Here is a 13,589-nt window from a genome sequence, read left to right as displayed (position 1 = left end):
TGTGCAGCCTGTGTGACACCCCTGCACAGATCCTCTGGATCTCGCGTGTGCCATGACTGACTGACGAGTAGAACGGCCGGCGGAGGGGAACGCTCGGGCGCCCACGATCCCCGAACGCGGCCGACGCCGGCTCCACCCTCAACTCCCCCGATTTGCCTCGCAACTGACGCACAACCCTTTGGACGCCCGGCGGGTCACACCATGCAGGAGCAACCACCTCGAAGAGTTGCATGGGGGAAATATGCGATTCACCCGTTCCGTTCTGGCCGCGTCCGCCGTGGCGGCGCTGTCCGTGGGAACCATGACCGCCCTGGCGTCGCCGGCCTCGGCCGCGCCCAACACCACACCGCAGAAGGTCTGCGGCAGCGGCTACAAGACGGTCAACTCCGCGACCGTCGGCTCGTTGGGGACCGTCTATCTGACCTACAACGCCTCCAACGGCCAGAACTGCGTCACGACCATCCGCAACAACCCGGGCAAGGCCGTGAGCATGTCGGCCTGGGTCTCCGTCCCGGACACCGAGGAAAGCCACTACGACGAGGGCCTGTTCACGTCGTACGCCGGACCGACGTACGTCCACGGCAAGGGCCACTGCGTGGACTGGGGCGGCGGCATCGCCAACACGTACGTGCAGGTGTACGGCTCCAACTGCGGCTCCCTGAAGGAGCACCGGGTCACCTTCACCCGCTGACCCCCCTCCGGCCGGGCTCCACGGGCGACCGTGGGGCCCGGCTTCTCCGTGCCAGCCACGCGCGACGGAGCCGAAAGGCCCGCGAGATCCCGGAAGGCCGCCGTGACCGGCACCATGACGCGAACTGCGATGCGGCATCAAGCCAAAGTTGCGCGGGCCGTCTTCCGGGATGCTTGTGCCACCCATATCCTCGTGCGCCGGTGTTACCGACGGTAAGGGGTGGCGATGAGCGGCACGACGCGCAGAACTTTCCTGGGCACCGCCGCGGCCGCCGGCGGTGGCGGGGTCGCCCTCGGCATGCCCCGGCGGGCTTCGGCCCGGAACGGCCCGGCGGCGCAGACCGTGGCCGTACTGGGCGGGGGCGTCGCCGGGCTCACGGCCGCGCACGAACTCGCCGAGCGCGGCTTCCGGGTCACGGTCTACGAACGCAAGGCGCTGGGCGGCAAGGCCCGCAGCATGGACGTACCGGACAGCGGCACGGGCGGCCGCCGCCCCCTGCCGGGGGAGCACGGCTTCCGCTTCATCCCCGGCATCTACCACAACCTGCCCGACACCATGCGGCGCATCCCGTTCCCCGGCAACCCCCATGGCGTCCACGACAACCTCGTCGCCCCCAAGGAGATGCTGTTCGCCCGGTCGGGCGGCCGCGAGGACATCCGGATCCCGCTGCCCTGGCCCGGCGGCACCCCGGCCGAACTCACCCCCGACGAGATCCGCCGCGCCTTCACCTCGGTCCTGGACACGGCCTTCCACCTGCCCCTGCACGAGGCCCTCTACTTCGCCAACCGCTTCCTGGTCTTCCTCACCAGCTGCGACGAGCGCCGCGACGACACATGGGAGCGGACGCCGTGGTGGGAGTTCGTACGGGCCGGGCGGATGTCCTACGACTACCAGCGGATCCTCGCCATCGGCATCACCCGCAACATCGTGGCCACCAAGGCGGAGGAGGCCAGCACCCGTACGGTCGCCACCCTGCTGGAGGCCTTCGCCTTCAACCTCCTCGGGCGGGGCGCGGACGGACCCCTGGACCGGATCCTCAACGCGCCCACCAACGAGGCCTGGATCGACCCCTGGGTGACGCACCTGAGGTCACTCGGCGTCGAGTTCCGCGTCGGCTGGACCGTACGGGACCTGACCCTGGGCTCGGGTGTGATCACCGGGGCCGTCGTGGAGGACCCCGAAGGCGCGCGCCGGACCGTCACTGCCGACCACTACATCTCGGCGATGCCGGTCGAGCACGCCCGCCGCACATGGAACTCCGCCGTGCGCGCGGCCGACCCTCAACTGGCGGAGTGTGACCGGCTGCAGACGGACTGGATGACCGGCATTCAGTTCTATCTGACCGAGCGCACGCCGATCCTGCACGGCCACCTCGACCTCATCGACTCCCCGTGGTCGCTGACCGCGATCGCCCAGGCCCAGCACTGGCCGGGCCACGACTTCCCCGCCGACTTCGGCGACGGCACGGTCGCGGACTGTCTGTCCGTGGACGTCTCCGAGTGGGACCGGCCGGGCATCCTGTACGGCAAGACGGCCAAGCAGTGCACCCGTACCGAAGTCGCCCGCGAGGTGTGGGCGCAGTTGAAGGCGTCGCTCAACGACAGCGGCCGTACGGTCCTGAAGGACTCCGTGCTGCACTCCTGGTTCCTCGATCCGGCCGTGGACGGACTCGGCACTCCGCATCCCGTCAACGAGGAACAGCTGCTCATTCATCCGGTGGGGACCTTCCACCACCGCCCGCGGTCGGCGACGAAGATCCCCAACCTCTTCCTGGCCGGCGACTACGTGGCCGTGCCCATCGATCTCGCCACCATGGAGGGCGCCAACTCCTCGGCCCGGCAGGCCGTCAACGCCCTGCTGGAACGGACCGGCTCGACCGCCGAACGGTGCACCGTGACCCCCTTGTACCGCGCCCCCGAGCTGGAGGCGCTCAAGCGGCACGACCGCACCCGATACCTCCTCCGGCTGCCGAACGTCTTCGACGTCGGCTGAACGCCGTCCGGACAGGTGCGGGTCAGGCCCACGGTGTCACGGGCGTGAACGAACTGTCCTGGCGGAACTGATCCGTTCCGTCGGAGCGCTCCACACGGAGCTGGTAGGCGTAGTGGCGCAGGTAGTACCCCGGATAGTTGTACGACTCGAAGCGGACGGAGCCCGAGGACGTCCCGGCGCGAAGGAAGAACGTGGCGTCCTCGGCGAAGGTGCTCGTGCCGTTGTCGGCGTCGAAGCGGGCGCGGAAGTCCCAGTGGCGCAGGTACTCGCCGGCCGCGTCCCGGAAGGAACAGCCGTTGCCGTCGGCGAGGCCGGCGACGACCGTGAAGGTGGCGGCCTGCTTCTCGGCGGTGGTGCTGGAGGTGGTGACCACGGGCAGGTCGAGGAGCGAGGACCGCTGCTCCCAGTAGCGGGTCGGGTAGTTGACCGAGCGGAAGGAGCTGGTGATGTTCCGGGCCAGGCTCGGGCCGCCCGTGACCGCCTCCTTGACCACCGTGAAGTGCCGGGCCGTACCCGAGATCGCGGGCAGTGCGGCCGGGGCCGACCAGGTGGCGAAGGTGTCGTGGCTGTCGCTGTAGTAGTAGTTCCCGTCGCCGTACCCGTCGAAGAACATCCGCCAGCCGCCGTTGTCGAGCTGAACCAGGGCCGGTCCCTCGCGGTAACTGCCCCAGCCCGCCCAGTCACCCGTCCGGCGGATCGTGTAGGGGCCGGTGAGGTTCGAGGCGGTGGCGTACTCGATGTACTTCGTCGTCTCGTTCTTCGGGAAGGCGTGGTACGTCGCGCCGGTCTTCACGATGAACGTGTCGATGTGGTTGGCGCCGATACCGGAGAGGGCGACCGGTGAACTCCACGCCGTGAGTGCCGAGTTCGTCGCCCTCAGCCGGTACGGCGTGAAGATCCACTCGTCGTTCGCGGTGGAGCAGGACACGATGATGTTCACGCTGCCGTCGCTGTCGACGAACCACTCCGGCGCCCAGGCGCGGGAGAGGTTCGCAATCGGCACGGTGTAGTCGTACAGGAACGTCCAGCCGGCCCGGTCGGAGCTGCGGGCGAAGCCGATGGTGGTGCTGGGGTCCTGCCAGGTGTGCGTGGTGTAGGTCAGGTAGTAGAAGCCGTCGGTGTGCCGGATGACGCTGGCGTCGCGGATCCGGTTCGCGGGCGGTGTGTACGCGGAGGAGCGCAGCAGCCTGAAGTCGGTGGCGTCGTCCGACTGGTAGACGTCGACCGTGCCGTCGTCGCTGTTGAGGAACGGCACGATGGTGTAGCGGGTGGCCGAGCCGTTCGGGGGTGCGGCGGCCAGGGCACTGCCGAGCAGCCCGGGGATTTCGCCGAGCAGGACCGCCGATGCGGGCACGGCGGTCAGGGCGCGCAGCAGGGTGCGGCGGGACGGGGCGGCGGGGTGTGGGGTCACGGGCGGCTCTCCCTGCGAAAGCAGTGTTCGGGATATCGAACAGAGTTCGGCAACTCGACCAGACGGTGGGGCTCGAAAGGTAAGGGCGAGGCGGAGGTGCGTCAATGGTTTGAGCAGGTGCTGGTGCGCCCAGTGAGGAGGATGTGGCCGATGGAGAACTTCCACGCCTGTCGTCGGCATTCCGCCACCGGCCACCGGACGTTACCGTTCGGTAGAGAAGCTGCTTCCGGAGGTGTCCGTATGACGCTCGACCGCTGCGAAGGCCTGACCGAGACCGCCCGTGCGCTGGCCTCCGGGGAGGTGACCTCACGGGCGCTGGTCGAGCGGACGCTGGCCCGGATCGAGGCGACGCAGGGGAGTCTGAACGCCTTCCGGATCGTCCGGGCCGAGGCCGCGCTCGCGGAAGCCGACGCCGCGGACCGCGAACTGGCCTCGCGTGGCGTGCGCAAGCCGCTGCTCGGCGTGCCGGTCGCGGTGAAGGACGACATGGACGTGGCCGGTGAGCCGACCGCGTTCGGCTGCTGCGGGGAGTTCCCGCCGGTCACCGAGGACGGCGAGGCGGTGCGGCGGCTGCGCGCGGCCGGAGCCGTGATCGTCGGCAAGACCAACACCTGCGAGTTCGGGCAGTGGCCCTTCACCGAGGGGCCCGCCTTCGGCGCGACCCGCAACCCCTGGAGCACCGGCCACACGCCCGGCGGGTCCTCGGGCGGCTCGGCCGCCGCGGTCGCCGCCGGTCTGGTGCCCGCCGCGCTCGGCTCGGACGGCGCCGGGTCGGTGCGGATCCCGGCCGCCTGGACCCATCTGGTCGGCATCAAGCCGCAGCGCGGCCGTGTCTCGACCTGGCCGCGCGGCGAGTCCTTCCAGGGCATCACCGTCAACGGCACCCTGGCCCGCACGGTGGCCGACGCGGCCCTGCTGCTGGACGCGGCCAGCGGCAACCACGCGCAGGACCCTCACCAGCCTCCGGCCCTCGACGTGTCCGGGGCCGTCGGCCGCGACCCCGGGCGGCTGCGCATCGCGCTCTCCCTCAAGCCGCCCTTCACGGCGGTGCCCGCCCGGCTCCTGCCCGAGGTGCGCACCCGGGTGGTCGAACTGGCCGAGCGGCTCAGCGCGTTGGGGCACTTCGTCGAGGAGGCGGACCCGCCGTACGGGCAGATCGGGCTGACCTTCGTGCCGCGCGCCACGGCCGGGATCGCCGAGCGCGTCGGCGAGGCGCCTTTCCCGGCGCTGCTGGACCGGCGCACCCGGGGCGCGGCCCGGCTGGGACGGCTGCTCGGCGGGGCCCCGCTGCGGGCGGCCCGGCGTGCGGAGAGCGTGCTGCACCGGCGTATCGGCGGCTTCTTCACCTCGTACGACGTCGTCCTCGCGCCGACGACCGCCGCTCCCCCGCCGCGGGTCGGGGCCCTGCTGGAACTCAGCGGGTTCGCCACCGACCGGGCGATGATCGCCGCGTGTCCGTACGCCTGGCCGTGGAACGTGCTGGGGTGGCCCGGCGTCAACGTGCCCGCCGGGTTCACGCCGGACGGGCTGCCGGTCGGCGCGCAGCTGCTGGGCCCGGCGAACAGCGAGCCGCTCCTCGTGCAGGTGGCCGCGCAGTTGGAGGCGGAGCTGCGCTGGGCCGAGAAGTGGCCGGCGCCGCCGGTCACGGCACGTTCCGCCGCCGTGTGAGCGACCGTACGCTGATGTCATGGCGGACGCGTCGATGGTCGGGCTCATGGGGCGGGTCACCGGAACGATCGGGCCCGGGCTGGTCGGCGAGGTGATCGTCCGGGTGCGCGGCGGTGCCGAGCACTTCCTCGCCCACCCGGCCTCCGCGGGCGACCGGATCGAGACGGGCACGGTCGTCATGGTGGTCGAGTACCTGCCGCCCAGGACCGTCTACGTCACGGCGGCGTACGACAGTTGAGCCCGCTGCGACGCAGGTGAAAGCCGTACGCGTCAAGCTTGTGCCAAGGATGCGCGGTGGCTGTACCCGCGCTCCGCCGAGGAGCACACTCCCCTTCGTTCGGTGCCGGGAGGGCACCATCCAAAGGGGGCGAATGCCGATGGTCGTCGGCGTCGTTGCGGGGGTGGCGGTCGCCGCCGTCCTCGTGCTGATCGGTCTGTTCAAGCTCATGTGGCGCGTCGCGGAACCCAACGAGGCACTGATCATCTCCGGGTCCAAGCACCGCACGGAGGGCCTCGAGGAGGGCATGGGGTTCCGCATCGTCACCGGACGCGGCACGCTCGTGATGCCCGGGGTGCAGGCGGTGCGCAAGCTCTCGCTCGATCTCAACGAGACGGAACTCCAGGTGGACTGCGTGACCCACCAGGGCATTCCGCTGAAGGTGCGGGGCGTGGTCATCTTCAAGGTGGGCGACGACTTCGTGTCGATCGCGAACGCGGCCCGCCGGTTCCTGGACCAGCAGAAGCTGATGTCGGAGCGGGTGCACAACGTCTTCGCGGGTCATCTGCGGTCCATCGTGGGCGGGTTGACGGTGGAGGACATGATCCGGGACAGGGAGAAGCTCACCGGGCAGACCCGGGCCGCGTGCGGCACCGAGATGGAGAAGCTGGGTCTGATCGTGGACTCGCTGCAGATCCACGAGATCGAGGATCCGACCGGTTACATCCAGAACCTCGCCATGCCGCACGCGGCGGCCGTGCAGCGCGACGCGCGCATCGCGCAGGCCGAGGCGAACCGGCTGGCCACCGAGGCCGAGCAGCAGGCGTTCGCCCGGATGGCGGAGGCCACCCGGGACAGCGAGATCCTCCAGGCCGGCTACCAGGCCGAGCGCGACAAGGCGGCCGCCAAGGCCCGGCAGGCCGGTCCCCTCGCGGAGGCCGGCGCCCGGCAGGAGGTCGTCGTCCAGGAGACTCGGGTGGCGGAGCTCGAGGCGCACCGGCGCGAGCAGCAACTCCAGGCGGACGTCCGCAAACCCGCCGACGCGGCGGCCTACGAGACGCGCACCCTGGCAGAGGCCGACCGCGACGCGCGCATCTCGTCGGCCCAGGCGCAGGCGCAGGAGACGGAGCTCGCAGCGGCGGCCGAGGCCACCCGGGTCAAGACGGCCGCGGGCGCCGACGCAGAGGCGACCAAGGCACGGGGCGAGGCGGCCGCGCAGGCGACCTGGGCCACCGGTGAGGCGGAGGCGGCGACCGCGCGGGCCAGGGGCCTGGCCGAGGCCGAGGCCGCCCGGGCGAAGGGTCTCGCCCAGGCGGAGGCCATCAAGGCCCGAGCCGCCGCCCTGGCGGAGAACCAGGAGGCCGTCGTCGCCCAGCAACTCGCCGAGAACTGGCCGGAGATCGTGCAGGCCGGCGCGTCCGCGTTCGGCAACGTCGACAACATGGTGCTGCTCAACGGCGCCGACGGCATGGCTGACCTGTTCGCCAAGGCGCTCACCATGGGCGGCACCGGTCTGGGCCTGGCCCGTCAGCTGCTCGCGTCGATGGACCGCAACGGGCAGGCGCCACAGGACGCCTCCGCCCTCAACGGGCATGCCCAGAAGGTGCCGATGGACGACAGGTGAACCCGGGCGGCGTGCTCACGGGGGCAGCCTCTAAGGTGCCCCCGTGAGCACGTTTGCCGACGAGAACGTCCCCGGCCGTCACGGCCCCTCCGCCACCGTCCAGGCCGATCCGCGCGAGGTGGGCCGGGTGCGGACGGAGTACTCCCCCGCGCACGACGGCGACCCGGATCCCGGGGAGATCGTCTGGACGTGGGTGCCCTACGAGGAGAACGACGGCCGGGGCAAGGACCGCCCGGTGCTGGTGGTCGCCCGCGAGCCGGGCGGCACGTTCCTCGCCGTGCGGTTGTCCAGCAAGCGGCACGACGGCGACCGGGAGTGGGTGCCGATCGGCAGCGGGCCGTGGGACCGCACGGGCCGGGACTCGTGGGTCGACGTGGACCGGGTGCTGCGGCTGCACGAGGACGGCATGCGCCGGGAGGCCTGCGCCCTGGACCGCATGCGCTTCAACCTGGTCAGACGCCGGTTGCAGGAGCGCTACGGCTGGAGCTGAACGCCTCCTCGAAGGCGCGCAGCACCGCACGGTCCCGTGTGCGGTCCAGGATTGCGAACACCACGTGCTCGAAGGTCTCCGCGAACCGGCCGCCGGGCCCGAGCAGCGTCCGGAACGCCCGCGCCACCTGGGCGGGGTCGTTGCGGAACACCCCGCAGCCCCAGGCGCCGAGGACGAGACGGGGGTAGCCGTGGGCAGCGGCCGTCTCCAGGACGCGTTCGGCCCGGCCCGCGAGCACCCGGGGCAGCTCGTGGGCCCGTTCGGGCGCCGTGCGGAGCACCACCCCCGCGTTGGGCGCGGGCGAGGTCAGGAAACCCGCGGTGTACGGCTCGGCCAGCAGGCCGCCCCGGTCGTCGCGGAAGACGGGCACGGCCGGTGAGTGGATGACACGGTCCGTGTAGAACGGGTCGCGGTGGGCCCGGTGGTGGTCGTAGAAGGCCCGGACGCCGGCCAGGCATGCGTACAGCGCGGAGGCCCGGCACAGGGCCTCCTCCTGGGCCTGGGCGCCGTTCAGGTAGCCGCCGCCGGGGTTCCGGGCGGAGGCGAAGTTCAGCACGGCCACGTGGCCGCCCAGCCGGCGGGCCGCCTCCAGGCTGCTCTCCCCCGTGACCTCGATCCGGGTCGTCCGCCCGCGCGTCACCCGATCGGCGGGTACGGGCACCGGTTCCGGCCCGTACAGGCGCGTTCCCTCGCGTGCCGCCCGCAGCTCCGCCTCGATCGAGACCTCGCGTCCGTCCGGCGTGCGATAGGCCCCGGCCGCGACGATCTGCTCGGTCTCCCGCGCGACACCGCGCAGACGCGCGCTCACGACGCGACCCCCGTCCACGTCGTGACCGCGCCCCGCGCGGTCCGTCTTGCCATGTTCACGCGAGCATCGTGAGTGATGTCCGCTCCCCGGGGCAACAGGATTTTCGCCGTGGGAGAACGTCCGGGAAAGTGCCTGGAAACGCCGGGCCGCACAGCATGACCGCCCGGGAACGCCCCGCTTCGCCCCCTTGTGCGGAGCGCCATGAACGTCTTGGGTGGGACGGTGATCCCGGACCGGGCCGCCGAAGAGCCCGGACCGGTGGCATGGTGGAATCTCAGGAGGATCCCGACATGTCCGATTCGGTAGGTGGCTGTACCCGGCCACACACCTCACTGTCCGAAGCCGAGGTCGAGGCGCTCGTCCGCGGCATCTGTTTCAAGACCGGCCCGCCACGCCGCCTCGGTGTCGAGGTGGAATGGCTCGTCCACGAGCTGCGTGCACCGCAGCTCCCCGTCACACCCGACCGGCTCGAAGCGGCTTACGCCGCCCTGCGCACCGTTCCCCTGAGTTCGGCGCTCACCGTGGAACCCGGCGGCCAGCTGGAGCTGAGCTCGCCACCCGCCGACTCCCTGACGGAGGTCGTCACCACCGTCTCCGCCGACCTGGACGCCGTCCGCGCGGTACTGCGCGACGACGGCCTCTCCCTCGTCGGCCTCGGCCACGATCCCTGGCACGAACCCCGCCGGTACCTGCGCCAACCGCGCTACGACGCCATGGAGGCGTGCCTGGACCGCACCGGCCCCGCCGGCCGCGCCATGATGTGCGCCTCCGCCTCCGTGCAGGTGTGCCTGGACGCCGGCCACGAGGAGCCCGGGCCGCTCGGCCTGGTGCGGCGCTGGTGGCTGGCCCACCACCTGGGCGCTGTCCTGGTGGCCGCGTTCGCCAACTCCCCGCTCGCCGGCAACCGGCCGACCGGCTGGCTGTCCACCCGGCAGCTGATGTGGACCCGGATCGGCGCCAGCCGGGCGGGCGGACCGCGGCTGGACACCGACCCGCGCGGCGCCTGGGCCCGGCACGTGCTGGACTCCCCCGTGATGTGCGTACGGCGGGACGGCGGCCCCTGGGACGTCCCCGAGGGGCTCACCTTCCGGGACTGGCTCCGCACGGGCCGGCCCCGGCCGGTCACCCGGGAGGATCTCGACTACCACGTCACGACGCTGTTCCCGCCGGTCAGGCCGCGTGGCCATCTCGAACTGCGCATGATCGACGCGCAGCCCGGCGACGACGGCTGGATCGTGCCGCTGGCCGTGACGGCGGCGCTGTTCGACGACCCGGAGGCCGCCGAGACCGTCTACCGGGCCGTGAAGCCGCTGGCCGAGCGGACGCTGGGGCTGCCCGCGCCGCACAACCCGCTGTGGCTCGACGCGGCCCGCGGCGGCCTTGCCGACGCGGAACTGCGCGAGGTGGCCGTCACCTGCTTCACGACCGCGCTGGACGCCCTGCCCCGGCTGGGCGCCGGCCCCGAGGTCATCGAGGCCGTCACGGCCTACCTGGACCGCTACGTCGTCCTGGGCCGCTGCCCCGCCGACGACCTGCTCGACCGACAGCGCGGCGCGGACGGTCGCGCCCACGGGAAGGACTTCCGCCCATGACCGACACCGAATCCGCTGTCGACGCCGGGACCGTCGACCCCGAGGTGCTCCGTGAGCGGGCGGTCGCCTCACTCGTCGTCGCCCGCGAGCGCACCACCCTGCTGACGAGCTGTGTGGAGGACCCCGACCTGACCGCACAGCACTCGCCGCTCATGTCGCCGCTGGTGTGGGACCTCGCGCACATCGGCAACCAGGAGGAGCAGTGGCTGCTGCGGGCCGTCGCCGGGCACGAGGCGATACGGCCCGAGATAGACGGCCTCTACGACGCCTTCGAGCACCCGCGCGCCGAGCGGCCGAAGCTGCCGCTGCTGTCGCCCGCCGAGGCCCGCGCCTACGCGGCCGACGTGCGCGGAAGGGCGCTGGACGTGCTGGAGCGGCACGCCTTCCACGGGACGCGGCTGACGGAGGCCGGGTTCGCCTTCGGGATGATCGCGCAGCACGAACAGCAGCACGACGAGACCATGCTGATCACCCATCAGCTCCGCACCGGCCCGCAGGCCCTGACGGCACCCGACCCGGAGCCGGCGCCGCTGTTCACCGGTCCGTCCGAAGTGCTCGTCCCGGGCGGCCCGTTCACGATGGGCACCTCCGGCGAGCCGTGGGCCCTGGACAACGAACGTCCCGCGCACCGGCGCGAGGTGGCGCCCTTCCACATCGACACCACACCGGTCACCAACGGCGCCTATCAGGCGTTCATCGAGGACGGTGGCTACGACGACCCGCGGTGGTGGACGGCCGAAGGCTGGGCGCACATCCGCGGCCACGGCATCGACGCCCCGCTGTTCTGGCGGCGCGACGGGAAGCAGTTCCTCAGGCGCCGGTTCGGCGTCACCGAGGTCGTCCCGCCCGACGAGCCGGTGCTGCACGTGTGCTGGTACGAGGCCGACGCCTACGCCCGCTGGGCGGGACGCCGGCTGCCCACGGAGGCCGAATGGGAGAAGGCCGCCCGGTACGACCCGGCCGGTGACCGTTCGACGCGCTACCCGTGGGGCGACGCCGAGCCGGGGCCGGAGCACGCCAATCTCGGCCAGCGGCATCTGCGTCCGGCGCCCGCCGGGAGCTACCCGGCCGGCGAGTCGCCGCTCGGCGTGCGGCAGTTGATCGGCGACGTGTGGGAGTGGACGGCCAGCGACTTCCTGCCCTACCCGGGGTTCAGGGCGTTCCCGTACAAGGAGTACTCGGAGGTCTTCTTCGGGCCCGGGTACAAGGTGCTGCGCGGCGGATCGTTCGCCGTGGACGCGGTGGCCTGCCGGGGCACGTTCCGCAACTGGGACTACCCGATCCGCCGGCAGATCTTCTCCGGGTTCCGTACGGCCCGCTCGGAGGACGTCTGATGTGCCGTCACGTGGCGTACGTGGGGCCGCCGCAGGCCCTGGGCAGGCTCCTGGTGGAGCCCCGGCACGGGCTGTACCGGCAGTCGTGGGCACCCCGGCACCAGAAGTACGGGACGGTCAACGCCGACGGTTTCGGCGTGGGCTGGTACGCCGAGGGCGACCCGGTGCCGGCGCGTTACCGCCGGGCGGGTCCGGTCTGGGCGGACCTTTCCTTCGCCGATCTCGCCCGGGTCGTACGGTCCACGGCGCTGCTCGCCGCGGTACGGGACGCGACCCTGTCGGGCGCCGACGCGGAGGCCGCGGCGGCCCCGTTCGCCGCGGGGACCTGGCTGTTCAGCCACAACGGGGCGGTCAAGGGCTGGCCCGGCTCGCTGGCCGCCGTCTCCCGGACGCTGCCGCACGAGGACCTGCTGTCCCTGGAGGCCCGCAACGACTCGGCGCTCGTGTGGGCGCTGGTGCTGGCCAGGCTGCGCGGCGGCGACGAGGAGGGCCAGGCGATGGCGGACACGGTCCTGGAGGTCGCCGCCGCGGCCCCCGGTTCCCGGCTCAACCTCCTCCTCACCAACGGCGACACGATCACCGCGACCGCCTGGGGCGACACCCTCTGGTACCTCACCCGGCCCGGCGGCGGCACCGTCGTGGCCTCCGAGCCCTACGACGACGATCCGCACTGGCGGGAGGTCCCCGACCGCACCCTCCTCACGGCGAGCCGCACCGATGTGCTGCTGACGCCGCTGAAGGAGCCGGCCGACGCCATCGTGCCCGCATCACCGAAGGAGCCCCGTACGTGAGCACGTTCCGCCTCACCCGCACCCTGCCCGAGGACGCCACCGACGCCGCGCTGCGCGCCGACGTCCACCGGGGTCTGACCGGCCGCCCCAAGACATTGCCGCCGAAGTGGTTCTACGACGCGCACGGCAGCGACCTGTTCGAGAAGATCACCGAACTGGAGGAGTACTACCCGACGCGCGCCGAGCGGGAGATCCTCCTCGCGCGGTCGGGGGACATCGCCGCGGCCACCCGGGCGCGCACCCTCGTCGAGCTCGGCTCCGGCTCCTCGGAGAAGACCCGGCATCTGCTCGACGCCCTCACAGACCTGCACACCTACATCCCGGTGGACGTCAGCGAGAGCGCCCTCACCCAGGCCGGGCAGGCGCTCGCCGCCGAACGTCCGGGACTGGACGTGCACGCGCTGATCGCCGACTTCACCGCGGAACTGACCCTGCCGGACACACCGGGGCCACGGCTGGTGGCGTTCCTCGGCGGCACGATCGGCAATCTGCTGCCCGCCGAACGCTCCGCGTTCCTGACGTCCGTACGAGCCCTGCTCGCCCCGGGTGACGCCCTGCTGCTGGGCACGGACCTGGTCAAGGACGAGGAGGTGCTGGTCCGGGCGTACGACGACAGGGCGGGCGTGACGGCCGCGTTCAACAAGAACGTGCTGTCCGTGATCAACCGCGAACTGGGCGGCGATTTCGATCCCGGCGCGTTCGACCACGTGGCGTTGTGGGACCCCGGGCACGAGTGGATCGAGATGCGGCTGCGCTCGCGCAGGGCACAGACGGTGAAGGTGCCGGCGCTCGGCCTCGCCGTCGACTTCGGCGCGGGCGAGGAGATGCGGACCGAGGTGTCGGCGAAGTTCCGGCAGGAGGGCGTACGCGCCGAACTGTCGGCCGCGGGCCTCGACCTGACCCACTGGTGGACGGACGGTCCGGGCCGGTTCGCGCTGTCGCTGAGCGTGGCGCGCTGACGAGGTGAGGGC

The 13,589-nt window shown here is 72.1% G+C and carries 12 protein-coding genes; 10 read left to right on the top strand and 2 right to left on the bottom strand.

The genetic code is table 11. The features are described 5' to 3' along the window. Positions 1-241: 241 nt before the first annotated feature. Positions 242-691, top strand: coding sequence for a spore-associated protein (locus AB0937_RS22845; protein ID WP_366714037.1), 450 nt, complete (start codon positions 242-244; stop codon positions 689-691). Positions 692-916: 225 nt separating this feature from the next. Next, positions 917-2,683, top strand: a complete 1,767-nt coding sequence (locus AB0937_RS22840; protein ID WP_366714036.1) for an FAD-dependent oxidoreductase — start codon at positions 917-919, stop codon at positions 2,681-2,683. Positions 2,684-2,705: 22 nt separating this feature from the next. Here the strand turns inward: AB0937_RS22840 and AB0937_RS22835 are convergent, their stop codons facing one another. Beyond that, positions 2,706-4,094, bottom strand: coding sequence for a glycoside hydrolase family 43 protein (locus AB0937_RS22835; RefSeq protein WP_366714035.1), 1,389 nt, complete (start codon positions 4,092-4,094; stop codon positions 2,706-2,708). A 240-nt stretch (positions 4,095-4,334) separates the two neighbouring features. Between AB0937_RS22835 and AB0937_RS22830 the strand changes: the two genes are divergently transcribed. The 4 genes from AB0937_RS22830 (at position 4,335) to AB0937_RS22815 (ending at position 8,093) form a co-directional block, all read left to right on the top strand. After that, complete coding sequence (locus AB0937_RS22830; protein ID WP_366714034.1) at positions 4,335-5,762, top strand: amidase; 1,428 nt, start codon at positions 4,335-4,337, stop codon at positions 5,760-5,762. 19 nt (positions 5,763-5,781) lie between these two features. Beyond that, positions 5,782-6,000, top strand: a complete 219-nt coding sequence (locus AB0937_RS22825; protein ID WP_366714033.1) for a hypothetical protein — start codon at positions 5,782-5,784, stop codon at positions 5,998-6,000. 133 nt (positions 6,001-6,133) lie between these two features. Continuing rightward, on the top strand, positions 6,134-7,603 hold the full coding sequence (locus AB0937_RS22820; RefSeq protein WP_366714032.1) for an SPFH domain-containing protein: 1,470 nt from the start codon (positions 6,134-6,136) through the stop codon (positions 7,601-7,603). Positions 7,604-7,646: 43 nt separating this feature from the next. Continuing rightward, the gene (locus AB0937_RS22815; RefSeq protein WP_053673727.1) at positions 7,647-8,093 is read left to right on the top strand and encodes a type II toxin-antitoxin system PemK/MazF family toxin; all 447 of its coding nucleotides are present in this window, start codon (positions 7,647-7,649) and stop codon (positions 8,091-8,093) included. Here AB0937_RS22815 and AB0937_RS22810 read toward each other — a convergent pair. After that, positions 8,056-8,901 carry a TIGR02452 family protein gene (locus AB0937_RS22810; RefSeq protein WP_366714031.1) on the bottom strand — a complete coding sequence of 282 codons (846 nt, stop codon included), beginning with the start codon at positions 8,899-8,901 and terminating at the stop codon, positions 8,056-8,058. The two genes, AB0937_RS22815 and AB0937_RS22810, sit on opposite strands and share 38 nt — an antisense overlap. Positions 8,902-9,191: 290 nt before the next feature. Here AB0937_RS22810 and egtA point away from each other — a divergent pair, with 290 nt between their 5' ends. Genes egtA through egtD form a run of 4 tightly spaced genes read left to right on the top strand, consistent with a single transcriptional unit; the run spans position 9,192 to position 13,577 of the window. Next, on the top strand, positions 9,192-10,493 hold the full coding sequence (egtA, locus tag AB0937_RS22805; RefSeq protein WP_366714030.1) for an ergothioneine biosynthesis glutamate--cysteine ligase EgtA: 1,302 nt from the start codon (positions 9,192-9,194) through the stop codon (positions 10,491-10,493). Beyond that, positions 10,490-11,827 carry an ergothioneine biosynthesis protein EgtB gene (egtB, locus tag AB0937_RS22800; protein ID WP_366714029.1) on the top strand — a complete coding sequence of 446 codons (1,338 nt, stop codon included), beginning with the start codon at positions 10,490-10,492 and terminating at the stop codon, positions 11,825-11,827. The genes egtA and egtB overlap by 4 nt, the downstream gene beginning before the upstream one ends. Beyond that, positions 11,827-12,618, top strand: coding sequence for an ergothioneine biosynthesis protein EgtC (gene egtC, locus AB0937_RS22795; RefSeq protein ID WP_366714028.1), 792 nt, complete (start codon positions 11,827-11,829; stop codon positions 12,616-12,618). Before egtB ends, egtC begins: the two co-directional genes overlap by 1 nt. After that, the gene (gene egtD, locus AB0937_RS22790) at positions 12,615-13,577 is read left to right on the top strand and encodes an L-histidine N(alpha)-methyltransferase (protein ID WP_366714027.1); all 963 of its coding nucleotides are present in this window, start codon (positions 12,615-12,617) and stop codon (positions 13,575-13,577) included. The genes egtC and egtD overlap by 4 nt, the downstream gene beginning before the upstream one ends. Positions 13,578-13,589: the final 12 nt, after the last annotated feature.

The sequence above is a fragment of the Streptomyces sp. NPDC047880 genome, from assembly GCF_040706515.1.
Lineage (GTDB): Bacteria > Actinomycetota > Actinomycetes > Streptomycetales > Streptomycetaceae > Streptomyces.
This window is presented reverse-complemented; position numbering and strand designations above follow the sequence as displayed.